Genomic DNA, 243 nt, shown 5'->3' on the forward strand with positions numbered 1-243 from the left:
GCACCGTCTGGTTAGGCGCTTGTGGTTCTCAATCAAGCCGACATACCGAACCGTGGAAGGCCGCGCCGCAACCTACGAAGCCGCTGATAAACTAATACGAGAAACTGGCCATCTCGAAGACCCAAACCGCTGGGACATTTGGCCGGAACGCGAAGACCACAACCAGCAAATCGGGGTCGTCTTCATTCGGAGACGCGAACGTGTCTGCGCCTAACGCTCCGGGTGAGCGAATGCCCGGAAAAC

1 protein-coding gene is annotated in these 243 nt (G+C 57.6%); it reads left to right on the forward strand.

Going from position 1 to position 243, the window contains the following annotated elements; all coding sequences use genetic code 11:
- A partial coding sequence (locus ACI43T_RS12240) for a hypothetical protein (protein WP_405387399.1) occupies positions 1 to 214 on the forward strand: 214 nt, incomplete at its 5' end.
- Between the last annotated feature and the right edge of the window lie 29 nt (positions 215 to 243).

The organism is Neisseria oralis (assembly GCF_045062685.1).
GTDB lineage: Bacteria > Pseudomonadota > Gammaproteobacteria > Burkholderiales > Neisseriaceae > Neisseria > Neisseria oralis.